The sequence below is a fragment of the Mycobacterium deserti genome (assembly GCF_025345615.1).
Taxonomy (GTDB): Bacteria; Actinomycetota; Actinomycetes; order Mycobacteriales; family Mycobacteriaceae; genus Mycobacterium; species Mycobacterium deserti.
The window spans coordinates 1,069,007-1,088,559 of record NZ_JAODWD010000001.1 but is presented as its reverse complement, the minus strand read 5'-3'; the positions used below and the strand labels follow the sequence as shown (position 1 = coordinate 1,088,559).

The window sequence follows — 19,553 nt, the reverse complement described above, 5'->3', positions numbered from 1 at the left end:
GAAGTCCGCGTTTTGGCCGAATCGAAAGGCTTACTGTTTCCGCCGCGGCAGACGATCTCCCGCTCTTTACGAGCTGGTCAACGGGCTAGCGCCAGGCCGCCCAGCGCCACGATCCAGCTGGCGAAACTGCCGACCAGGAAGTACTCGGTGATGTCATCGATGCCCAGATTGCCGTTCTCCCGGGCTTTTTGAGCGTTGATTTCTGGGAACCGGATGATGCTTTTCGCAGCGACGACGGCCGTGGCCGCCGCAAGCTGGCCGGCGAGTCCGAGTCCGAGGATCAACAGCCGCTCCATCGGGCCGAGTAACCGGCCGCCCTTCAGCCGGTCGGACGGCTGTGGCTGGCCGGCGGGCTTGACCGCGCCGACCGAGCCGAGGACCAGGCGGACCAGCTGATTCCCGGTGACTATCTGAAGAAGCACGACGCCCACGATCATCAGCAGCCGGTCGGGTTCAACGGGCAGGCCCACCCATGACGGCCACCGACCGACAACACCGCCCACGTCAGAACCCCAGCCGGACAACAGGATCAACAGCCCGGCTGCGACGCCGAACACCACCAGGGGTGCGACCTCGCGTTCACCGCTGCGCTCGGCGCGCGCACACATCGTCACCCAGACCACGCTGGCCAGCGCTGCCAGCACCAGCAGCACGATGTCGCCGAGACGCCACAGCCCCGCGAGCGCGGCGCAACCTACGACAACACCGGGCGCGACGACCGCAGGCACCCACAGGCGCACGGTCAGCCGTCGGACGATGTCGGCACCGCCCATCGCGATCAGCATCACGGCCAGCGCACTCACGGCACGTCCCGCAGGTATCTCGACGCCACCACGATCAGGTCCAGCCCGTCACGACCGGCACGCTGTGACACGGCCGAGGCGCTGACACCCTCGGCCGTCGCGATGTCCTTCTTCGTCTGTCTGGTCAACAGGCCCTTCACAATCCGCAGCGATCGATCTGAGACTGATCCAAGCAGATGGTCCCGACACATCAGGGCGGCGTTGACCGCGTCGACGTCGGCCCGGCCGACGCCCCGAAACGCCGTGCGCACCAATGCCAGCCCTGGTTGTTTCTGCGCTGCGGCGGTCCACTCAATCGCTTCACGCGCCGACCACCAACCCGGTCCGTCCTGGATTCCCGCGACCGGATCGAGCACCGTCACCACACCCCAGCCGATGCCGAACCGGATGTCGATGTCGGGCGCGACCGCCAGCCGCACCGACAGCGCTGCGTCGATCGCCGCCCCTACAGTCGGATAGCTGCCCTGGAACTCGTCGCCGACCGTGAACGCCGGCGGATCGATCGCCCCCGAAGACACTCCACCCAAGGCACTGTTCAAGGCACGGTGCGCGGCGGCGCGGTCGGCCACGCGCCGAGATCCGACCACGTCGCCGATGAGCGTAGCCAGCGAGACAGGTGATGAAGCGCCAGCCTTCATGCGAGTCATATGAAGACTTTAGCTTCACTTCGTCGAGATTAAGCTATATTCTTACTCGACGAGCGCGGCCGCCGCCTGCAGATGCTTGGCCGCGTCACGGACGATCGATTCCACCAATTCCGCACACGACGGCAGGTCGTCGACGATCCCGGCGACCTGTCCGGATGCCAACACACCTGCATCGGTGTTCCCTTCGACCAGGCCGGCCTTCAGCAGCATCGGCGTGTTCGCCGCCATCACGACCTGTGCCCACGAGAGATCCTTGCCGCGGCGCATCTCGAGGCCGTCGCTGATCATCGACCGCCACGTCATCTGCGACATCCTTTTGAACTTCTGCGCGTTGCGCACCGCGGCCGAGAATCCGCGCAGTCGTGAACCGCTTTCCAACTTCTCGACCAGACCCGTGCGCAGCACGCGGTGCGGCATGCCGTCGACTCGCGTGGAGACGACGGTGCCGTCCAGGCCGGCCTCCAGGTAGCGTCGCTTGACCGCATCCGGCACGGTCGAGTCGGACGTCAGCAGGAAGCGGGTGCCCATCGCCACCCCCGCGGCGCCGTAGGACAGGGCCGCGGCCAGTCCGCGGCCGTCGAAGAACCCTCCGGCGGCGACCACAGGGATGTCGACCGCGTCGAGCACCGAGGGCAGCAGCAGGGTGGTCGCGATCGGCCCGGTGTGCCCGCCGCCCTCGCCGCCCTGGACGATCACCGCGTCGGCGCCCCAGCCGGCTACCTTCTTCGCGTGCTTGGCGAGCCCAACTGAAGGAATCACCACCACGCCTGCATCTTTGAGCCGGGCGATCAAATCCGGCTTGGGTGCCAACGCAAACGAGGCGACCTTCACGCCCTCGTGGATCAGCAGGTCGACACGGTCCAGGGCGTCCCCGGCGTCGGCACGGATGTTGATGCCGAAGGGCTTGTCGGTCGACGCCTTGACCTTGGCGACGGCGGTCCGCAGTTCCTCCAGGGTCATGGTGGCCGAAGCGAGGATGCCGAGGCCGCCGGCGTTCGACGTCGCCGCCACCAGCCGCGCACCCGCCACCCAGCCCATCCCGGTCTGTACCACCGGATGCTCGATGCCGACCAACTCAGTCAGCGGAGTGCGCAATTTGCTCATGCTCGTATTTCCCTGTCCCGCAACGATTTCGGGTCAATCACTTCCCGGATGAGCTTTTGCTCGTCCTCGGTGGGTAGCCGTGTGGTCTCCGCTTCGTCCAGTCCGTGCACCTCGAACGAGGTGTTCTCCGTGACGTCCTCGGGATTGATGCCGGGATGCAGGGAAACGGCGCGCATCTGGTGGTCGGGCCCGTTGAAGTCGAACACGCCGAGATTGCTGACGACCCGGTACACGTTGACGAACCGGAACGCCGGGTTGTCCGGATCGACCTTGTCCCACCCGATACCCGACACCACGTCGACGCTGTCACCGAACACGCGCTTGGAGTGGTTGCCCACCCAGTAGCTGGTGGTGTGGTTGACGGAATTGCCGGGCGCACCGCGCACGCCGAACATCTGGCGCTTGGGGTGCTGCAGCGGTCCGAACGCCGACAGGTTCTGGTTGCCGTAGCGGTCGATTTGGTTGGCGCCCATGACCACATGGCGGCGGCCCCACGCCAGCGTCTCGAAGACCCGGCCGAACGGCATCCAGCCCTCGATCGCGCCGACGACGCCGAGCGGGGGTGTGTCGGCCAGCAGACGCGCCTCGCCATCGGTCAGCAGAATGTCGGGGGAGAAGGTCAACCGAGCCAGTCGGGCACCGATCGACACCATGTTCGCCATCGGACTGACCATGATCTCGCCGGCGTCGCGGAACAACTCCGCGCACGCAACCGCGCACACCTCCGCACGACTCACCGACATCACTGTGCCTCCCCAAAGTTGCGCACCGCGGCCTGGTAATCGGCCTCGCTGCCGGACAGATAGGTCCGCTTGAATTCGGCCCACGTATCGTCGGCGCCTGCGGACTCGGCGTAATGGCGCTGGAACTTCTCGTCTCGGCGGTAGTCCGGTTCGGCAGTGGTGAAGTGCGCGCCGTTGGGAGCTTCGACGACGGTGTCGACCATCATGCGGTTGATGAGTAGCGCCTGCGGTGGCACCGCCTTGACCAGTTCCTCGGTGGGCACCACGCTTTCCACCGAGAGGTAACGCCGTTCGGCGGCCATCAGGTACAGGTCGTCGAAGTAGGGGTCGATGCCGGTGTAGGCCGCATTGCCGTGTGCGTCACCGAGATTGAGGTGGACGAACGCGGCGTCGAGACGCAGTGCGGGCATCGCGACCAGCGTCTCGTGGCCGCCTTCCGGGGCCGGGTACGGCGAGGTCACCGTCTTGAGTTCGTCGCCCCAGAATTCGCGCACCGAACTGCCCAGCCCCGCGCGAATCGGCAGGAACGGCAGGCGCTGTGCTGCGGCCTGCAGACCACAGCGCAACATGCCCTCGTCCATCTCCCTGGCTTCGATGGTCCCCGAAGTGCGCGCCTTGGCGAACCAGGGGTCGTAGAACGGCGGCGAGTCCAGCGAGACGAATCCGTAGTACACCCGCCGCACCTTGCCTGCCGAGCACAGCAGCCCCAGATCCGGTCCGCCGTAGGTCACGACGGTCAGGTCCTTGACGTCGGTGCGCAGAATGGCCCGGACGAATGCCATGGGTTTGCGTCGCGAGCCCCAGCCGCCGATGCCGATCGTCATGCCGTCGCGCAGTTCGGCCACCGCTGCGTCGAGAGTGCTTCGCTTGTCTGTCATGCCTTCTGACCCTTTTTTGTGCCGGCGAACGCGTCGCGATGCTCGTCGGACACGCCGGCGAGATTGAGCTCGAACGTGAAGCCCTGTTCCATGCGGTAGCTCGAATTCACCTGCTGAACGTCGATGAAGTTCAGCGCTTCCTTGGCGGCGCGGATGACGCGGGTGTCCTTGGTGGCGATGTCACGGGCGACCCGCAGCGCCGACTCATCGAGCTCGTCGCGGGGCACCACCTCGTGGACCGAGCCGAAGTGGTGCAGCGTGGCGGCATCGACTGTCGCTGCGGTGAAGAAGAGTCGGCGCATCATGTGCTGCGGCACCAGTCTCGACAGGTGGGTCGCCGCACCGAGTGCGCCCCGTTCGACCTCGGGCAGTCCGAACGTGGCGTCATCGGAGGCGACGATGACGTCGGCATTGCCGACCAGACCGATGCCCCCGCCGACGCAGAAGCCGTTGACAGCGGCGATGACCGGGACGGCGCACTCGTAGACCGCGCGAAATGCCTCGAAGCATCCGCGGTTAGCGTCGATCAGTGCGCCGAAGCCTTCGGTGTTCTGCATCTCTTTGATGTCGACGCCGGCATTGAAGCCGCGTCCCTCGGCCCGCAGGATCACCACGTGTGTGCTGTGATCTCGGCCCGCGGCGGTGATGGCGTCGGCGAGCTCGAACCAGCCTTTCGACGGGATCGCGTTGACCTTGGGGTAATCGACGGTGACCGAGACGATGCCCGGCTCGACGGTTTTCGTGGTGATCGTCATGCGGATACCTCAGTTACTCCGGGGTCGCTACCTAAGCAAGCACTTGCTTGGTACCCTAGCACGGTGACCGACAGGCCAGAGATAAACCTCGGACTCAAGGACAAGGTCGTCCTGGTGACCGGCGGCGTTCGTGGCGTCGGCGCGGGCATCAGTGCCGTCTTCGCCGATCAGGGCGCCAGCGTCGTCACCTGTGCCCGTAGGCCCGTCGAGGGTCTTCCCTACGCATTTCACTCCTGCGACATCCGCGACGACGACGCGGTCAAGACGATGGTCGACGCGATCGTCGCCGACCACGGTCGCATCGACGTGGTGGTCAACAACGCCGGCGGCTCGCCCTATGTGCTGACCGCCGATGCATCGGCCAAGTTCAATCGAAAGATCATCGAGCTCAATCTGCTTGGGGCATTGTCGGTGTCGACACATGCCAACGCCCATATGCAGAAGCAGCCGCAGGGCGGAAGCGTCGTCAACATCTCCAGCGTCAGCGGCCGCAGGCCGACGCCTGGCACGGCGGCATACGGTGCTGCCAAGGCAGGGGTGGAGAACATGACCAGCACACTGGCCGTGGAGTGGGCGCCGAAAGTGCGAGTCAACTCGGTGGTGGTGGGCATGGTCGAGACCGAGCAGTCGGAATTGTTCTATGGCGACGCCGACTCGATCGCTGCGATCTCGAAGAACGTGCCGCTGGGCCGGCTCGCAAAGCCTGCCGACATCGGCTGGGCCACAGCTTTTCTGGCGTCGGACGCGGCGTCCTACATCAGTGGGGCATCGCTGGAGGTGCACGGCGGCGGAGAGCCGCCGCATTACCTGGCGACCACCACTGCCGAAATCAAGTAACTCAAAGGAGACAACGGATATGGGACTGCTCGACGGCCGCGTGGTCATCGTCACGGGTGCGGGAGGAGGCATCGGGCGCGCGCACGCGTTGGCGTTCGCCGCCGAGGGCGCTCGCGTTGTGGTCAACGACATCGGCGTCGGCCTGGACGGTTCACCCGCGGGTGGGGGCAGCGCCGCCCAATCCGTGGTCGACGAAATCACCGCCGCCGGCGGCGAAGCCGTCACCAGCGGCGCCAACGTCGCCGACTGGGCGCAGGCCGAGGGTCTCATCCAGACCGCGGTGGACTCGTTCGGCGGACTCGACGTCCTGGTGAACAACGCGGGCATCGTGCGCGACCGGATGTTCGCCAACACCAGCGAAGAGGAATTCGACGCCGTCGTCGCCGTACATCTCAAGGGACACTTCGCCACCATGCGTCACGCGGGCGCGTACTGGCGGGCACAGTCGAAGGCGGGCAACACCGTCGACGCCCGCATCATCAACACCAGTTCCGGGGCGGGCCTGCAAGGCAGTGTGGGACAAGCGAATTACAGCGCGGCGAAGGCGGGTATCGCGGCGATGACATTGGTGGCCTCGGCCGAGATGGGCCGCTACGGCGTCACTGTCAACGCGATCGCGCCGTCGGCGCGCACCCGCATGACCGAGACGGTGTTCGCCGACATGATGTCGACGCAGGACAAGGACTTCGACGCAATGGCGCCGGAGAACATCTCGCCGCTGGTGGTCTGGCTCGGCAGCGCCGAATCGAAAGACGTGACGGGCAAGGTCTTCGAGGTCGAGGGCGGCATCATTCGCGTCGCCGAAGGCTGGGCCCGCGGGGCAGAGATTGACAAGGGCGCACGTTGGGACCCCGCCGAGCTGGGCCCGGTCGTGACCGATCTGTTGGCGAAGTCGCGTCCGCCGCTGCCGGTGTTCGGGGCGTAGCCACAGAGGTCACTTCTTCGGGTCGGGCGTACACGTGGCAAGGAACGTCTTTCCGTTCTGCTCGACCACCTGCGCCGGATTCAGCCAGCCGACGCCTTGGAACCAATACGTGTCGTCCGGGTGAGCGGTCGAGCCCTCTATCACCTCTACGAGGTCGGTCTCCGATAATTCGTGGGGGCCGAGGCTGTGCACCGACAGGGTCAGCGATTGCTGCTCCCGCCAATCGAAATCTTCTGGAAGCGCCTCGGTCACCTTCAGCCCCGGCACCGGATCGCCGAGGGTGAAGTGCTCGAGCTGCACCATGGCGTCGCCGGCCTTCCCGAGCGCTAGATCAACATGGTCAGGTTTGGTGGCGTCGGGCTTGAATTCCAGTGTGACCCCGTTGACCTTGTCGCACGGTGAGCCTGTCCACAGGTGTAGCTTGCCGTCGGTGACGCGAGCACCGAATGCGACTGGCAGCGAGGGTGTTTCAGCCGGGTCGGGTGTACACGTGCTGAGAAAGGTTTTGCCGTCTTGCGCTTTGACGTCGGCGGGGCCGAGCCAGCCAACCCCCTGAAACCAAAATGTGTCGTCGGGATGCTGCGCTGATCCGTCGACGATCTCTGCGATGTTGGAGGGGGTAGATCCTGCGCCTTCACCCGCGTCCATCCAGAGGTCGATCGTCTGCGACGCGCGCCAGTCGAAGCCGTCGGGCAACTGTTCAACGACGTTCAATCCAGGATAAGGCCCGTTCAGATTGAAGTATTCGACTACCGCCCACTCGCCCGGGGGCGGCATGAGCACGAGTCTGGCGTTCTCCGATGAGAAGTTGACGGTCACTCGGTTGACTTTGCGGCAGGGCGCCCCTGTCCAGATGCGGAGTTCACCGTCGGTGATGCGCACGCCGAATGCCGGGGGGAGGGACGCGGCGTGTGGGTCACGGTTGAGATTCTGGCAGGCACGAATGCCGAAGAACGCCACTGCAATTGCCAGGACCACCGCCACCACGGTGATAACCCGACGGATCACTTGTAGCCTCCGTCACGCCGGCCTGCTTCGTCTTCGAGCCTGTCCAAGTCGGTCGCCACGTCCCAGATCATGCCGAAGTAGCCCTCGCGGGCCCACTGCTGCGAATGAATTTCTTCGTGGTGCAGTAGCCGATCCAAATCGAGCGTGCCCGCCCTCGGTACACCGTCAGCGCCGACGTTCCACGAGACACCGGATTGTGCAATCTGGCGGAGTTGCTCGGCGGGGCCGGCTCCGGCGGAGTGGTCAATGTTCTCCATGAAGATCTCGCCCCACGCTGTGCCGCCCAACCAACTGAACTGATCCTGCGCCCAGTTGCCGCCCATTCCCATGAGCATGCCGTTGGGGGTCGTCATCAAGGCTCCGTCGTTGTCGAGCACAAAGCCGACGTCTTGGTCGTAGCTCCATGAGTTGGCACTCTGACGATCGATGATCCGCTGGACCTCGTCGGCGGAGTACGGGGTGGGCTCGAAGTCGCGGTCGGTACCCTCGCCATAGTCGGTGCCCGCGTTGAGGATGTACGTCATGAGTACCGCCTTGCGTGCGTCGTCGCCCGAGGTGCCCTTCGGAATGAGGAAGAACGATTTTCCGTCGGGGTCGGTCACCTTTTCCATGCGGTTGAGGACCTCGAAATCCTCCGGTGTGATGTCGTGGCGCTCAGCAATGTCGACGATGGTTCCGGGTGAAACACTCTGCCGATCCGCGTTCTGCAACCATTCCGCGTAGTAACCGGTCGGCTCCTCGTCAAGCAGGCCCGCCTCATGCAGCGCCTCCTCGTACTTGTTGTCCGGCTTCCAGCCGTCCTCTTTCCTCTCACCTTCACCGCCACCTGCAAACATCGCGATGTCGCCCTTGCCGAACCTCTGGTCCTTGAGCGCTTCGTACTCGGCCCCGAGGCCCCGCAGGTTTTCGCCGATCGCGTTCAAGTCGCCGTTGGACTTGGTCAGGACGTCGATGACGCCGCTGATGCCCTTCTGCGCGACGGCCAGCTTCATCTGTTCTCCCGCCTGGCCGGGGGGAAGTGACGCCGCCGCAGCCGCCACCCACTGCCTGACGGCATCGAGGTTCGACCGCCCCGCGGCAACGGCAGCCGCTGATGCGTCGACGTGTGCCTTCAAGCGTCGATCCAGATTCGCCAGCTCGCCGAACACCCGACGGTGTTCGGCGTTGGCCGCGTCGTAAGCGGTAGCGGCAGCACCGGTCCAGCGCGACCCTGGCGCCGCGGACTCCAGGTCCGACTGCATCTGGCGAAGGCTGCTGCTCTGGTCGTACCGTTCACCGGTCGCGGGGCTGCCTTCGCCGAACGTCGACCGGGCATTCGACCACGTCGACTCGAACGCGCCGAGCACACTCACTTACGCACCTCCCCGGCCCGCAACCTGCTACCTGAACAGTGTCCCACGCAGCAGCGGAGCCCTCCTGCAGCAAATTCTCGGTGACGAAGGCGCGGTAGCGTGGTCCGACTCAACTCGGCGAAACCGCCCGTGAAGCACCGCCCAACACCCATGATGGGGAGGTGAAGCGATACGGACTGGGCGCCGTTATCGGCGCAATGTTGTTGGTGTTGGCCGGTTGTGGAGGTCAGCGGGGCGACGAAAACGGCGCGGCGGCCGCGGAGCCGACGTCATGCGAGGTGACTGCCGACGCTCGCATCAGCATCGCGACCGGAAACACCACCGGTGTCTACTACACCCTCGGCGGGGCATATGCGGAAGCGATCAGCCAGCAGACCGGCGGCAAGCTGAAGGCCACCGCCGCGGAAACCTCGGCGTCGCTGCAGAACATTCAGCAGCTCGTCGCCGGCACCCATCAGGTGGCGTTCTCGTTGGCCGACACCGCCGCCGACGCCGTCAACGGCACGGCGTCGTTCGACGAGAAGCAGCCCATCGCGGCCCTGACCCGTCTATACGACAATTACACCCAGGTGATCGCGCGCAGCGACGCCGGCATCAACACCATCGCCGACATGCGCGGCAAGCGGGTTTCCACCGGAGCGCCGAACTCCGGAACCGAGGTCATCGCCAACCGGATGCTGGAAGCCGCCGGCCTCGACCCCGGCAAGGACATCTCGGCGCAGCGCACCGAACTCGGCAAGACGGTCGAGGGTATGAAGGACGGCTCGATCGACGCGATGTTCTGGTCCGGCGGCCTGCCGACCGGCGGCATCACCGACCTGTTCGTCAGCCAGCGCGGCAACGTCAAACTCCTCGACGTGACGGACACCCTGACGAAGCTGCAGGAGATCAACCCGCTCTATGAGCGCGGCATCATCCCGGCGGCCACCTATCAGACACCCGCCGATGTGCAGACTGTGGTGGTGCCCAATCTCCTTCTGGTGAAAGACGATATGGACGGCAACACCGCCTGCGTGCTGACCAAGGCGCTGTTCGACCACAAGGCCGACCTCGTGCAGGCGAACAAGGCGGCCGACGACATCGCGTTGGACACGGCCCAGCAGACCAACCCGGTGCCGCTGCATCCCGGCGCCAAAAAAGCACTCGACGAGCTCGGCGCAGCGAACTGACCGAGACCGAACGCGACACCGGCCGGCAGCCGCCGGCCGGTGAGGCGGTGTCCACCGCGGGGTATGAAGAGGAGAAACCGGCCCGGCAGCTGACCGGCTGGGTTCATCACGCGGTCACCGTCGCCTGTGTGCTGATCGGACTGTTCGCGCTGTATCAGGTGTTCTTCCCGCTCGCCCAGGGCAACCAGGTCTCGCTGATTCTGTTCCTTGCCGCGGTGCTGCCGTTGACCTTGCTTTGCTACCGCTCCGGGCTGCGGCTACGGCGTGGGTCAGACCCGGCTGTGCCGCGCAACAATCCGACCGTTTTCGACTGGCTGCTCGCGGCTGTGGCATTGGTGGCCTGCCTCTACCCGGTGCTGCCTATCCAAATCGGCGACGGTGGTGGAGGTTTCGACGAGTTCCTGAGCCGGCAAGGCACGCCCGGCATGGTCGACATCATCGTCGGCTCACTCGTGGTGCTGCTCGTGCTGGAAGCCTGCAGGCGGACCACCGGTTGGCCGCTGCCGATCGTGAGCTTGCTCGCGCTGGCGTATGCCTATTACGGCGGCTACCTTCCACAGGGCGCGGCCATCGCGCACGCGGGCGTCGACTGGGTCCAGATCATCAGCGCCTCGTTCATCCAGTCGACGGGTCTGTACGGGGTTCCGCTGGATGTGGCGGCCACCTACATCGTGCTGTTCACGATTTACGGTGCGGTGCTCGAGGCTTCCGGCGCCAGCAAGTTCTTCATCGACCTGTCCTTCGCCGCGTTCAAGAAGTCGCGCGCGGCGCCGGGGCGAACGGTGACGATGGCCGGTTTCCTGATGGGCAGCGTCTCCGGATCCGGTACGGCTACGACAGTCAGCCTGGGCTCGGTGACCTGGCCGGTGCTCAAACGGGCCGGCTACCCGAGCGAGAACGCGGGCGGCATGCTTGCCGCCGCGGGCATCGGCGCGATCCTCTCACCACCGACGCTTGGTGCCGCCGCCTTCATCATCGCCGAGTACCTCGGGGTGCCCTACCTGACGGTGCTGGTGTGGGCGATCGTGCCGACGATCCTGTACTACCTCGGCATCCTCCTGGCCGTCGAAATCGACGCCAGGCGCTACGGCACAAGGGAAGTCGAGGTCACAACCGAGTCGGTGTGGCGGCTGCTGGGACGTTTCGGCTATCACCTGATTTCGCTCGCGACGATCGTCCTCTTCCTGGCGCTGGACATGTCCGCGATGCGGGCAGTGGTGTACGCCACCGTGGTGCAGATCGTGCTGTCATATCTCGATCGCGAGCACCGCCTGACCCCGATCAAGCTGTATCGCGCACTGGCCACCGGGGTACGCGGCGTGCTCTCCGTCGCGGCCGTATGCGCCGCGGCCGGCGTCATCGCGGCGATGATCAGCAGGACCGGACTCGGCCTGCAGTTGAACTCCATCCTTGTCAACACCGCGCGCGCGATCACCGAGAACCCCACGGCGGTGCTGATTCTCACCGCAATCTTCGCCGCCCTCGCGGTCTCCGTGCTCGGCCTCGCCGTTCCGGTCACAGCGTCGTTCGTGATCAGCTGGGTGATCATCGGGCCTGCGCTGCAGGACCTGGGCGTCGCCGCGCCGGCGGTCGCGATGTTCGTGTTCTACTTCGCGGTGCTCTCGGAGGTGACGCCGCCGACCGCGCTCGCCGCGGTGGCCGCGTCGGCGATCACCGGCGGTCGGGTGATCGCCACCATGTGGCAGACCTGGAAATACACGCTGCCCGCGTTCCTGGTGCCGTTCGCATTCGTGCTCACCGACAATGGCGAAGGCCTGCTCGGTTTGCGCTCCGTGCTGGACATGCTGTGGACGGGCGCGGTCGGCGCGTTGGCGGTGGCCGCACTGGCGGTGGTCACGGGCGCCTGGATGATCCGCGAGGCGGGATGGCCGGAGCGTGTTCTCTGCGCGCCGGCGGCCGCGTTGTTGTTGTATCTGAGCCCGGTGACGATGGCCATCGGTGCTGGGCTGCTCGCGGCGGCCGTCGTCGTCAACCTGGTGATGCGCCGCACTAGCCGGCAGGCGGAAGAATGAGTGACTCCCAACTGCGGTCCTGCCGTTGCGGTGTCGCGAGATCGGCGCGGGTGTACACCTTGCCATCCGGACCGAAGTACTGGCCGGTCGCCGGATCGTAATCCGCCACGGCGAGCGGAGGCGGTGGTGGCTCGGACAGTGGTAAAAGCTCGGGTACCGGCTGACCCGACAGCGTCGCGTTCGGGTCACCTTTCCAATTGACCCCGTCATTGAGTGGCACATACTGCTGGTCGCTCTCACACATCTGTGCGGTCGGTGCCCGCTTACCCGGAACGGTCGCGCACGGGATGTTGCGGACACCGCGGACGTTCCAGGAAGAATCCTGTGGCACACGGCAATACAGGTCGCCCGGTGGGCGCTCCGGATGGTCCTCGAACGTGGGTACGCGGCGCTGCGAGGCCGGCAGAAACCCGGTCGTGCACAGCGGCGGGATGCCGAAGTTGAGGTTGAAGTTCAAGTAGGGAGCACCGCGCTCGGGGCCGGGGACGTCCTTGTCGGGAACGATGCCCGCCTGGGCGACCGCCATGCTCTGCGGAAACAACACCAGCATCTGCTCGAGGTTCGCGTTGTAGTCCAACAGCACCTGTCCGACGGTGACCAGATTCGCGAGCAGCAGGGGCAGCGTTGGTTTCAGGCGATCAACTAATTGCCGGGCTTCGTCGACCGCGGCACTACCGTCCTTCAGAAGACCTCCCACCGAATCGTCCTCGGCGCGGACCTGCGTCAGCGCTGTGGCGGTGTGGTCTGCCCACGCCGCGATCGCATCGGACGTGGCGGTCTGCGAGTCGAGCACCGGCGGCGCCCGTTCGATCAGATCGGTGAGGGCACCCAGGTTCGCGTGCGCATCACCGGACAGCGTCGTGAGACTGTGCACGATGCGGGACAACTCAGGGCCGAGTCCGCCCAGCGCCGTGTTGGTTTCGTCGACCGCCACCAACAGGTCGTCCCGCGGAATGGCGAGCAGTCCGCGGTTGGCCTGGTCCAGGAGACCGCTCACCTCGGGCGGCACCGACGTGCGCTCACGCGGGATCACGTCGCCGTCCTTCAGAGAACGAGACGACGCCGGCTCGCGCGGCACCAGCGCCACGTACTGCTCGCCCGCCGCCGAGACGCTGTGCACCTGTGCATCGAGGTCCGCCGGAATCGGCACGTCGGCTTCCAGAGACAGGTCGACTGCCACTCCGCGCGGTGTCAACCGCACGTCGGTCACCCGGCCGACCTCGGTGCCGCGATAGGTGACGTTGCCGTTGCGGTAAAGACCGCCCGACTGGTCCAGTTCGACCGTGACGGTGTATTCGCCGACCCCCAGCACCCGACCGGGCAGCTGCATGTAACCGCCGACCATCACTGCCGCGGCGATCAGAGAGATGACGGCGAACGCGACCAGTTGGACGGCGATCCGTCTGCCGAGTATCACGCTATGGTCCCTGATCGAATCGATACGGCGCCACAAGGGGATTGCCCGCGGTATACGGGCTGGGCTTCTGCCCGATGGTGCGGCCCCACTGCAACTCCAGCTGGGTTAGATCGCCTTCCCACCGTGTACCGGTGAACAAGGCGGAGTCCAGTCGGCTCAAGGTCAAGTCGACGACGAAGGTGCTGTTGGCGAAGTCTCCGCGCATCCACTTGCCCAACGACTCCTTGGGCCACGGGAAGGTGAGCAGGATTCCGAGCGCACGAGTCAGCGCGGGGCCGGTGTCGCCCAGCGACTCCAGCACCGGCGCGACGTCGTTGAGCTCGGCGACGAGTGTCTCTTTTGTCCTGTCGACTGAGTCCGCCGCCAGCGCGCTGAATCTGCCGAGCTGCACCAGGGCTTCGCCGAGGTTGTCGCGCTGATCGGAAAGGGTGGACAACGCCCGGGGAATGGTTCGGAGCGCTTCGTCGATTGTCTCCTTCTCCGCGGCGAACTGGCCAACCAACCGATTCAGGCTGTCGGTCGCCTCGACGATGGCACCGACCTGGCTCTCGAGGTGTCCGACGAACTCGGAGAGTTGCGACAGCAGGCTGCGCACATCGCGCTCCCGACCGGCGAAGCCGGTTGCGAACGCCTTGGTGATCTCCTGCAGCTTGCCCAGACCACCGCCGTTGAGCAGCAGGGAGGCGGTCGCCAACGTCTGTTCAGTCGTCGGGTAGCTCCCGGTAGCGGTCAGCGGAATGAGCGAGCCTTCGTGCAGCCGGCCCTCGGCCGGTTCGGTGACCGGAGGCGCGAGTTCCACGTGCAGCGATCCGAGCAGGCTCGTCTGCCCGATCTTGGCGGTGGCGTTCGCCGGGAGCCGCACATCACCGTCGAGTCGCATGGTGACCAACGCATGCCAGCCCTGCCGTTCGATCTTAACGACGTTTCCGACGGTCGCGTCGCCGACGCGCACCCGCGAGTTCTGTTCGATATTGGTGACATTGGGTAGCTGGGCCTGGATCTGGAACGCGTCGGGCCCGTCGCCCGCGGTACCCGGCAGGGCCATCGAGTTCACCCCACGCCACCCGCAACCGCTCAGCGTCATGGCGACCACCAGCGCCGTGACAGCCATTCTGCCGCGACCGGTCGCGGTCACGGGCCCACTCCTGGCGGCGCCATGATTCCTTCGATGCCGTGGGTAGGGTCGGTGGCGACACGCGGCTGCGCCGGCGGAGTGTGAATCGGCCGCAATCTGTCCTCGCTGTAGGTGATTTCGTTGGGTCTCGCGGTTGCGCCGACGAACGGGTTGACACCGAGCGGCAGGAAATTGAGCTGACGGTTCTTGACGATCGGCGCGAGGTACTGAACGCACAGCTTGGCCGATTGCTCGGCCCCGAGCCGCGACGCAGCCTGGATCGCCCCGCACAGGAAGCTGATCGGATTGGCGAAGTTGTTCAAGGCCAAGGCCGCGCTGATGCCGCCCTGGGCGGGCTGGTAGACGTTCGCGAAGTTGGCCGCGGTATTGGGGGTGATGTGCAGCGCCTGTTTGACATCCCCGAGGCTCTCCACGAGCGCGGCGGAGATCAGTGCGAGGTGATCGGTCGTGGTGCCCAGTGCCTCGCGGTTGTCGGCGACGAAGGCCCGCACGTCGACGGCGGCCGCGTTGAGCGTCGAAAGTGCCTGTGCCACTTCGTCCGATCCGTTAGCGAGCAGCGCCGTCACCGCCGCCAGGTTGATGTTGAGCTGCTGCATCAGCTCGGTGCTCGCACTGAGCCCGGACACCAGGGTCGACAGGTTCTTGACCGTCGCGAAGACGTCACCGCTGTGATCGCCGAGTGCCGAAAGGGCCTCGGAGAGCTCGATTACGGTACTGCGGATGTCGGGCCCCCGTCCACGCACGTTGTCCGCGACGGTGGTGACGAACGCTCCCATCGTGCTCAACCCGCCGGGCTGGCTGGGCTGCAGTGTTTCGGTCAGCTTCTCCAGTTGCACGCGAACGTCGTCCCATTCCACCGGGACGGCAGTGCGCGTCTCGGGAATCACCGCACCGTCGGAGAGCGCGACGCCCCCTCCGTACGGCGGGGTCAGTGCCACCGCGCGAGCGGTGACCAACGACGGCGACAGGATCACCGCCTTGACGTCAGCTGGTATGCGGTAGCGCGAGTCAACCTGGAAGGTGATCCGGGCGCGCTGCGGTTCAGGGGTGATCTCGGTGATCTCGCCGACCGGGATACCGAGGATCCGCACCTCGTCGCCGACGAATATGCCGTTGCTGTTGGCGAAGTACGCCACCAGCCGCGTGTGGCCGGGCGCGGTCAGGACAAAGGTCTGCACCACACCGGCGATCAGCGTGAGCACGAGCGTGACGGCCAGTGTTGCTCGAACGTTTCGCAGCCTGGTCACGGCGCTCCTGGCGGTGGCCCACCGGGGGGTGGTGCGGGCACCGGTTCCCGGTACGGATAGCGCGGGTCACCGGGCACTCCGGTGATGGCGTCGGGCAGGGTGAGTCTGGGTGGTCCGCCCTGCCCCGTTCGCGGATACGGTACGGGCAGTGCGGGAGTGCCGGGCTGGCCCGTCTGAGGATCGGTCAACTCCGACGGGGTCATCACATGGGGATCCAGGCCGAGGTCGGAGAACGCGGCGTCGATGAAGGGTTGCAAGAACTGGCCGGGCAGCAGGTTGGCGACATAAGAGTTGAAGAACGGGCCCGACGACACGGCCTCTCCCAGCGACATCTGATAGGCGTTGAGCAGCTTCAGCGACTTCTGAAGCTGCCCCTTGCGGTTGTCCAGAATGGCCAGGACGCCGTTCAGCTTGTCCAGCGCGGGGCGCAGTGTCGCACGGTTGTCGGCGACGAACCCCGACAACTGCCTCGCCATGGCAGCGAGGTCTGCCGAGATGGTGTCCAGTGCCGCGCTCTGCTCGCGCAGCGCGGCCAGAAGGGCGTTCGTCTGTTCGATGAGCGCGGCGACCCGGTCGGTCCGCTCGGCCAGCACGGTGGTCGCTTTGGCGGCGGTGGACAACAGGTTCCGTACCTGCGCATCACGCGAGTTCAGCAGTTCAGAGAGGCGACCGACATTGCTCACCGCGGCTTGCAGCGCCGGCGGGGTGGTCGAAAACGTATCCGAGAGCGTGGCCAGCGCGTTTGACAACTCGTCGGTGTCGAGGCCCTCGATGGTCGTGCTGAGGTCGCCGATCGCGTCGGCCAACTGATAGGGCGATGTCGTGCGGTCGACGGGGATGGGGTCGGTCAAACGTCCGGTGCCGCGCGGGGTGAGTTCGAGAACCTTTGCCCCGAGCAGGGTTCTGGCCTTGATGGCGGCTTCGGTCCGCTCGCCGAGGCGGATGCCGTCGTCCACCTCGAAGACGACCAACACCTGCTGGCCGTCCAACGACACCGCCGACACCTCTCCGACGCGGTAGCCGGACACCTGCACAGCCGCGCCCGAGGCGAGCCCACCTGCCTCGGCGAAGTAGGCGGAGTACTTCGACCCGGGATTCAGGAGCGCCAGCTTCTGGTACTGGGGCGCCAGCAGCAGTGCTGCGGCGACCGCCACGATGCCGACGATTCCGATGACCATGGGATTGCGTTCGGAGAAGAACCTCACTTGGGCGCGCACCGCCCCGTGCTCTGGCCTGCAACCTTGATGTACACCGGTTGGCCGCCCTTGCCGTTGACTTTCAGCAACAGATCGCAAAGGTAGAAGCTGAAGTAGTCGCCGTAGATGCCCTGGCGCGACAGGATGCGGTAGGCGTCGGGCAGCGTGTTGAGCAGGTCGTCGAAATATTCGCGATCGGCCATCACGAGATCGGCTGTGCGGTCGACTTGTTCGACCACGCGGTGCGCCGGCTCGCGGGCGCGCGATAGGAGGTCGGCGATCGAGGACGCTGCAGCGTCGGTGTAGGCGAGGCCTGTCGCGATCTCCGACCTTCGGTCGGAAAGACCCGAGATGAGATCGGACAGCGAGTCCACGGCGGCACCGAAGCGATCGCTCTGGTCGGCAAGCGAATTCAGGACGGTGCTGAGGTTGTCGATGACCTGGGTCAAAAGCTGGTCGCGGTCGGCCAGCGAGCCGGTCAGCGCGGCGGTCCGCGCAAGGAACGCCTCCACTGTGGGTCCCTGGCCTTGGAAAACGGCGACCAGTTGCCCCGCCAGCGCGTTGACCTGCTCGGGATCCAGAGCACGGAACAACGGCCGGAATCCGCCGATCAGCGCGTCGAGATCCAACGCGGGTTCGGTGTTCGCCACGCCGATCGTCTCTCCCGGGGACAGCCGTCTGGGTGCCCCCGCGCCCTCCTGCAATTCGAGGAACCGCCCGCCGATGAGGTTGTCGTAGCGGATCAGTGCCCGGGTGCCCTCGGTGAGCAGCACGGACTCATCGACGCTGAACCTGACCGACACCCGCGAGTCGGGCTGCACGGTGATGTGCTCGACCTTGCCGACCTCCACCCCCGCGATCCGGACGAAGTTCCCCTCCTCCAGTCCAGAGACATTGACGAAATCCGCTCCGTAATCGACGTTCTCGTTGAACCGCAGTTGGCCGAAGACCGCCACCATCGCAAATCCGCCGAGTGAACAGACTGTGGCGAAGACGGCCAACCGCCATGCCGCGGACCGCAACCCGTCGCCGCGTCCCCGCCCGGTCACGGCACACCCGGTGGCAGCACGGGCCCGGGAGCCGGCGGACCCTCACCGCGCACGCTGGGCGGCTCGGGCACGGCGCGGGTCACCGGGAGGTAGTTAACCCACCAGGGATGACCGATGCCGTGATTCGTGCGCACGTCCACGCCGGTGCCGAAGCCGGTGTCGGTGACCAGATACCGCACCGGGTAGTTCTTCGACGCATCGGGCAGCGATCCGCATCCGGGCTTACCGCCGGGGCCACCGGTGGCCCCGATGATCGGAAGGTTGTCGGGATAGCGATACGGGTCGTCGCCGAGGCCGAGGCCGGCGTCGATCACCCCGGTACGCCCGTCGGCGCCGATTCTGTTGCCGCCGTTGTCCAGATACCACTGTGCTCCCAGTAGTAGGCAGGTGTAAGTGGGGTTGTACTTGTACACCAGACCGGTGGTCGGCTTGAGCACGTCGACGGCGCGCACGAGATTCTCCTGGTTGGTGGCCAACAACTCGATGCCGCTTCCGGTGAAACCGATCATGTTGAGTAGCAACGCATCCAGCTGGGCGGCGCGGTCCGCGATCGTCGTCGCCGTGGCGCTCGCCGTCTCAAGTATGGTGACCAGATCCTGCGCGGCGGCACCGTATGCATCGCTGAAACCTCTGAGCGACAACCAATTCTGTGCCAACGCCGGGCTGCGCGCGTTGAGGGCGGTCAGCACTTCGTTGGCTTCGGTGGCCGCTTCCCCGATCTCTGCACCACGGCCGCGCACCGCCTCAGCCACGCTGCTCAGGATCGCGTTCAGCTTCGGCGGGTCGATCTGGTCGAGTACCCCGACGAGGTTCTCGAAGACCGTGTTGACCTCGGTGCTGACGTTACGGGAGCGCAGAACCGCACCCGGTGCCAGAGTGTCGCGGCTGGGCTCCTCGGGGTAGACGAGGTCGACGAACTTCGCGCCGAACACAGTCGTCGCCTTGATCTCGGCGCCCACATTGGCGGGGATGAACTGCACTTCGTCCGGATCGATCTGCAAGCTCAGCGCGACGTGCGTTCCGGTGCTGTCGATTCCGCCGACGCGCCCCACCTGTACCCCGCGCAATTTGACCTTGGCGCCCGACTCCATCACCAGTCCGGCGCGGTCGGACGTCAACGTCACCGGAACGAAGGACCGGAACACCCCGGTGAACGAAGCGGTCGTGAACGCAAAGACGCCGCCGACGACCACCAGCAGGATCACCGTCCACCAAGCGGGGCGTAAGCGGCGACCGCGGCGCGTGTCCATCCCGC

At 65.9% G+C, this 19,553-nt stretch carries 18 protein-coding genes; 4 read left to right on the top strand and 14 right to left on the bottom strand.

All coding sequences use genetic code 11. From position 1 onward, the window contains the following. Nucleotides 1-77 precede the first annotated feature (77 nt). From N4S67_RS05500 to echA20, 6 genes are read right to left on the bottom strand one after another with little or no spacing between them, the layout of a single operon-like run. Nucleotides 78-803: a hypothetical protein gene (locus N4S67_RS05500; protein ID WP_260991878.1), complete on the bottom strand. Its 726-nt coding sequence runs from the start codon at nucleotides 801-803 to the stop codon at nucleotides 78-80. Beyond that, nucleotides 800-1,450 carry a SatD family protein gene (locus tag N4S67_RS05495; RefSeq protein WP_260991877.1) on the bottom strand — a complete coding sequence of 217 codons (651 nt, stop codon included), beginning with the start codon at nucleotides 1,448-1,450 and terminating at the stop codon, nucleotides 800-802. Before N4S67_RS05495 ends, N4S67_RS05500 begins: the two co-directional genes overlap by 4 nt. A 42-nt stretch (nucleotides 1,451-1,492) precedes the next feature. Next, on the bottom strand, nucleotides 1,493-2,554 hold the full coding sequence (ipdC, locus tag N4S67_RS05490) for a (3aS,4S,5R,7aS)-5-hydroxy-7a-methyl-1-oxo-octahydro-1H-indene-4-carboxyl-CoA dehydrogenase (RefSeq protein ID WP_260991876.1): 1,062 nt from the start codon (nucleotides 2,552-2,554) through the stop codon (nucleotides 1,493-1,495). Continuing rightward, nucleotides 2,551-3,297, bottom strand: a complete 747-nt coding sequence (gene ipdB, locus N4S67_RS05485; RefSeq protein ID WP_260991875.1) for a cholesterol ring-cleaving hydrolase subunit IpdB — start codon at nucleotides 3,295-3,297, stop codon at nucleotides 2,551-2,553. Before ipdB ends, ipdC begins: the two co-directional genes overlap by 4 nt. Continuing rightward, the gene (gene ipdA / locus N4S67_RS05480) at nucleotides 3,297-4,175 is read right to left on the bottom strand and encodes a cholesterol ring-cleaving hydrolase subunit IpdA (protein ID WP_260991874.1); all 879 of its coding nucleotides are present in this window, start codon (nucleotides 4,173-4,175) and stop codon (nucleotides 3,297-3,299) included. The genes ipdB and ipdA overlap by 1 nt, the downstream gene beginning before the upstream one ends. Then, nucleotides 4,172-4,930 carry a (7aS)-7a-methyl-1,5-dioxo-2,3,5,6,7,7a-hexahydro-1H-indene-carboxyl-CoA hydrolase gene (gene echA20 / locus N4S67_RS05475; protein WP_260991873.1) on the bottom strand — a complete coding sequence of 253 codons (759 nt, stop codon included), beginning with the start codon at nucleotides 4,928-4,930 and terminating at the stop codon, nucleotides 4,172-4,174. Before echA20 ends, ipdA begins: the two co-directional genes overlap by 4 nt. Nucleotides 4,931-4,993: 63 nt before the next feature. Here echA20 and N4S67_RS05470 point away from each other — a divergent pair, with 63 nt between their 5' ends. Both N4S67_RS05470 and N4S67_RS05465 read left to right on the top strand, forming a co-directional pair. Beyond that, entirely contained in the window at nucleotides 4,994-5,767 is a 774-nt protein-coding gene (locus N4S67_RS05470) for an SDR family oxidoreductase (protein ID WP_260991872.1), read from the top strand. 19 nt (nucleotides 5,768-5,786) lie between these two features. Continuing rightward, nucleotides 5,787-6,692: an SDR family oxidoreductase gene (locus N4S67_RS05465; RefSeq protein WP_260991871.1), complete on the top strand. Its 906-nt coding sequence runs from the start codon at nucleotides 5,787-5,789 to the stop codon at nucleotides 6,690-6,692. A gap of 9 nt (nucleotides 6,693-6,701) precedes the next feature. Here the strand turns inward: N4S67_RS05465 and N4S67_RS05460 are convergent, their stop codons facing one another. Continuing rightward, on the bottom strand, nucleotides 6,702-7,679 hold the full coding sequence (locus N4S67_RS05460; protein WP_260991870.1) for a hypothetical protein: 978 nt from the start codon (nucleotides 7,677-7,679) through the stop codon (nucleotides 6,702-6,704). A gap of 17 nt (nucleotides 7,680-7,696) precedes the next feature. Then, entirely contained in the window at nucleotides 7,697-9,052 is a 1,356-nt protein-coding gene (locus tag N4S67_RS05455) for an EspA/EspE family type VII secretion system effector (RefSeq protein ID WP_260991869.1), read from the bottom strand. A gap of 197 nt (nucleotides 9,053-9,249) precedes the next feature. Here N4S67_RS05455 and N4S67_RS05450 point away from each other — a divergent pair, with 197 nt between their 5' ends. Both N4S67_RS05450 and N4S67_RS05445 read left to right on the top strand, forming a co-directional pair. Then, nucleotides 9,250-10,221: a TAXI family TRAP transporter solute-binding subunit gene (locus tag N4S67_RS05450; protein ID WP_260992073.1), complete on the top strand. Its 972-nt coding sequence runs from the start codon at nucleotides 9,250-9,252 to the stop codon at nucleotides 10,219-10,221. A 47-nt stretch (nucleotides 10,222-10,268) separates the two neighbouring features. Beyond that, nucleotides 10,269-12,254, top strand: a complete 1,986-nt coding sequence (locus N4S67_RS05445) for a TRAP transporter permease (protein ID WP_260991868.1) — start codon at nucleotides 10,269-10,271, stop codon at nucleotides 12,252-12,254. Here N4S67_RS05445 and N4S67_RS05440 read toward each other — a convergent pair. Genes N4S67_RS05440 through N4S67_RS05415 form a run of 6 tightly spaced genes read right to left on the bottom strand, consistent with a single transcriptional unit; the run spans nucleotide 12,232 to nucleotide 19,548 of the window. Beyond that, entirely contained in the window at nucleotides 12,232-13,671 is a 1,440-nt protein-coding gene (locus N4S67_RS05440; RefSeq protein ID WP_260991867.1) for an MCE family protein, read from the bottom strand. The two genes, N4S67_RS05445 and N4S67_RS05440, sit on opposite strands and share 23 nt — an antisense overlap. Before the next feature lies 1 nt (nucleotide 13,672). Then, a complete protein-coding gene (locus N4S67_RS05435) occupies nucleotides 13,673-14,782 on the bottom strand; it encodes an MCE family protein (protein ID WP_260992072.1) in 1,110 nt (369 codons plus the stop codon). 20 nt (nucleotides 14,783-14,802) lie between these two features. Next, nucleotides 14,803-16,053, bottom strand: a complete 1,251-nt coding sequence (locus tag N4S67_RS05430; RefSeq protein ID WP_260991866.1) for an MCE family protein — start codon at nucleotides 16,051-16,053, stop codon at nucleotides 14,803-14,805. Further along, the gene (locus N4S67_RS05425; protein WP_260992071.1) at nucleotides 16,050-17,258 is read right to left on the bottom strand and encodes an MCE family protein; all 1,209 of its coding nucleotides are present in this window, start codon (nucleotides 17,256-17,258) and stop codon (nucleotides 16,050-16,052) included. The genes N4S67_RS05430 and N4S67_RS05425 overlap by 4 nt, the downstream gene beginning before the upstream one ends. Then, nucleotides 17,255-18,298 (bottom strand): MCE family protein, encoded by a 1,044-nt coding sequence (locus N4S67_RS05420; RefSeq protein ID WP_260991865.1) that lies wholly within the window; start codon nucleotides 18,296-18,298, stop codon nucleotides 17,255-17,257. Before N4S67_RS05420 ends, N4S67_RS05425 begins: the two co-directional genes overlap by 4 nt. Next, nucleotides 18,295-19,548 (bottom strand): MCE family protein, encoded by a 1,254-nt coding sequence (locus N4S67_RS05415; RefSeq protein WP_260991864.1) that lies wholly within the window; start codon nucleotides 19,546-19,548, stop codon nucleotides 18,295-18,297. The genes N4S67_RS05420 and N4S67_RS05415 overlap by 4 nt, the downstream gene beginning before the upstream one ends. Between the last annotated feature and the right edge of the window lie 5 nt (nucleotides 19,549-19,553).

What these genes read in the sequence shown, in the direction of transcription:
- N4S67_RS05495 (WP_260991877.1), bottom strand. Translation starts at nt 1,450, where the DNA reads ATGACTCGCATGAAGGCTGGCGCTTCATCACCTGTCTCGCTGGCTACG.
- ipdC (WP_260991876.1), bottom strand. Translation starts at nt 2,554, where the DNA reads ATGAGCAAATTGCGCACTCCGCTGACTGAGTTGGTCGGCATCGAGCAT.
- ipdB (WP_260991875.1), bottom strand. Translation starts at nt 3,297, where the DNA reads ATGTCGGTGAGTCGTGCGGAGGTGTGCGCGGTTGCGTGCGCGGAGTTG.
- ipdA (WP_260991874.1), bottom strand. Translation starts at nt 4,175, where the DNA reads ATGACAGACAAGCGAAGCACTCTCGACGCAGCGGTGGCCGAACTGCGC.
- echA20 (WP_260991873.1), bottom strand. Translation starts at nt 4,930, where the DNA reads ATGACGATCACCACGAAAACCGTCGAGCCGGGCATCGTCTCGGTCACC.
- N4S67_RS05465 (WP_260991871.1), top strand. Translation starts at nt 5,787, where the DNA reads ATGGGACTGCTCGACGGCCGCGTGGTCATCGTCACGGGTGCGGGAGGA.
- N4S67_RS05450 (WP_260992073.1), top strand. Translation starts at nt 9,250, where the DNA reads ATGTTGTTGGTGTTGGCCGGTTGTGGAGGTCAGCGGGGCGACGAAAAC.
- N4S67_RS05435 (WP_260992072.1), bottom strand. Translation starts at nt 14,782, where the DNA reads ATGGCTGTCACGGCGCTGGTGGTCGCCATGACGCTGAGCGGTTGCGGG.
- N4S67_RS05415 (WP_260991864.1), bottom strand. Translation starts at nt 19,548, where the DNA reads ATGGACACGCGCCGCGGTCGCCGCTTACGCCCCGCTTGGTGGACGGTG.